Raw genomic sequence first — 2,289 nt, forward strand, 5'->3', positions numbered from 1 at the left:
ATGACACGCCAGAACTTCTCGACGTGCGCCGGTTCCGGCACGAGTGGGAACGCGACGCCTCCCTCAAACTCCGCTCCGGGCGCCCCAGCGTCGCCGACGAGTACGTACGGCAGGGCCGGGTCATCGGCGGTGACCGCGACAGCGTCCTCGACGCGCTCTATGCGGCGTGGCAGGCCGACATCACGGCGGGCCGGTCATCGCTGATGATCGCTGGGGACGCGCAGACCGTGACCGATCTCAACACTCGCGCCCGCTCCGACCGGGTCCGGACCGGTGAGGTCACCCAGGACGGCGTAACCCTGGCGGACGGCACCACCATCGGCACTGGGGATCTGGTCGCGACGCGGCTGAACCAGCGCGACCTCGTCACCGGGTCCGACGGTTCCGCGGGGATGGGTGAGTGGGTCAAGAACGGCGACCGCTGGGTCGTCACCCACGTCACAGGTGACGGTTCACTGCGGGTGAGAAGCGCCACCGGGACGCGGGCTGTAATGCTGCCGGCGGCATACGTGACCGAGCATGTCGAGCTCGGCTACGCCACCACCGCGCACCGCGCTCAGGGTCGCACCGTCGACACCGCGCACGCCTACGTCACCGCGACCACGACCCGGGAACCGCTGTATGTGATGGCGACTCGGGGACGGGAGTCGAACATGCTCTACGTCGACACGGCTTGGGACCCCGATCACGACACCGCCCACGAGGACATCGACCCCCTCGATCCCGCTGAGGTGCTCCGCGGCGTCCTGGCCCGTACCGGTGCCGACACCTCCGCCACGGCGACCCGCGCGGCCGAAGAAGCGGCAGCCGAGGCCCCTGCACGGGCTGCTGCCGAAGGCGCCGCCATACTCGACGCTCGTCGCGAAGCCCGTTACCTCGCGCTGCTGAAGGGCGCGGGAGTTGCAGACGACGACATCGAGCACGCCAAGAACACCGACAGTCTGCGGCCCCTCATTGCGCGCATGCATCACGCCGAACGACTCGGCCTCGATCTCCAGGCCCTGGCAATCCCCACCCGTGCACCGGGTCAGGCGGCAGACGCGCCAGGGGATCTTCACGCGTATGAAGGCCGACTCGTTGCCCAGATGAGCCAACTCGCGGCACTCGACCGATCTTGGCTTGAGCATGGACGTGATGTTGAGCGAGCAGTTGACCGCACCATTCGTCGATGACCAATGCAGGCGCCGTCCCCCCAGTTCTGACTCGATCAGTCCTGCTCATGACTGCCGGCTGTACCGAGCCTCCAGCGTCAGCGCTTGGTCCAGTCGCTGCATCCGCTAGACTCGAAGTACTTGTCCGTCTTGCGGATGGTCACCACGGACTGGCCGCTCGAGTTGTTGTTGGCGATGATCCCGCCGAGGCCATCTTCGCGGGAGAGCCTGGCCCAGTAGCAGTTGCCGCTGCTCGGCTTCTTGGACACGTAGGTACCCGGCTTCACGTCGACGCCGACCTGGTACGTCCCGTCGCCTGACATCGCCACGGCCGGCGGGGGAGGTCCGACCGTGACGGTCGTCTTCGGGCCCGGCACCTCGACTGTCTGGGTCACTGTCGGCCCGGGCTCGGTGCTCTCGACCGCCGGGGCGGTGATCGTGACGGTCGGGCTTGCAGCGGCCGGGGCCGTCTGGGGAGACGGTGACCCGCCCGCAGTCGTGCCGATTCCGAAGGCGACCAGCGTGGTGGCCGCATATCCAATGACGTGCTTCTTGTTCATGGCTCTGCTCCTTGCTTCATTAAGGGGTGGGCCGGCCGCTCCCCTCCGGCACGGCCGGCCCACGTTGAACCTGACCGCATGGTCAGGTAACTCAGTTCTCGGTGATGGTCATCGAGATCCCGTCGTCCGGGTGGTAGGTCCAACGGGCCTTGAGTCCGTCCCACTCGTCCGTCTGTGTGCCGTCGAGGGCTCGCGTCGAGCCCATGTGGTCCTTCACAGCTCGAGGAACCGCAAGCTCGCCGAGGACGCACTCGTAGTCGACGAGCGAGACCCGCCCGGGGTCTTCCTTGGCTGCGACGCGTCGTAGGGACAGCGTGTGACCTTCGTCGTCGATCACTCCGCTGACCGAGCAAGCCTTCGCTGCCTTCTCAAGGCGCGTGCTGGTGTCTCGCAGGGCGAGGAACGCGACGAGTGCACCGATGACCACGATCGCCGCAACGGCCACAACGAGCAGGGCCTTGGGGCGACGGCGCCTCGCGCGCGCCGCCTGTGGCTCGGTAGATGTTGGGATAGTGCGCTGCGCCGGCTCGGGTGCGCCGACAGTGGACTCGCTCACTGGTTTACCTTCCTTGTGTCGG

2 protein-coding genes and 1 pseudogene are annotated in these 2,289 nt (G+C 67.5%); 1 reads left to right on the top strand and 2 read right to left on the bottom strand.

Annotated elements, in window-relative coordinates; translation table 11 throughout:
• Positions 1–1,172: pseudogene (locus N864_RS25245) on the top strand (MobF family relaxase); the annotation flags it as partial.
• Positions 1,173–1,249: 77 nt separating this feature from the next.
• Here the strand turns inward: N864_RS25245 and N864_RS23875 are convergent.
• Together N864_RS23875 and N864_RS21600 are read right to left on the bottom strand one after the other, a co-directional pair.
• Positions 1,250–1,711 carry a hypothetical protein gene (locus N864_RS23875; RefSeq protein ID WP_051518913.1) on the bottom strand — a complete coding sequence of 154 codons (462 nt, stop codon included), beginning with the start codon at positions 1,709–1,711 and terminating at the stop codon, positions 1,250–1,252.
• A 91-nt stretch (positions 1,712–1,802) separates the two neighbouring features.
• Entirely contained in the window at positions 1,803–2,267 is a 465-nt protein-coding gene (locus N864_RS21600) for a hypothetical protein (RefSeq protein WP_155893059.1), read from the bottom strand.
• Positions 2,268–2,289 lie beyond the last annotated feature (22 nt).

The organism is Intrasporangium chromatireducens Q5-1 (assembly GCF_000576575.1).
In the GTDB taxonomy this organism is placed as follows: domain Bacteria; phylum Actinomycetota; class Actinomycetes; order Actinomycetales; family Dermatophilaceae; genus Intrasporangium_A; species Intrasporangium_A chromatireducens.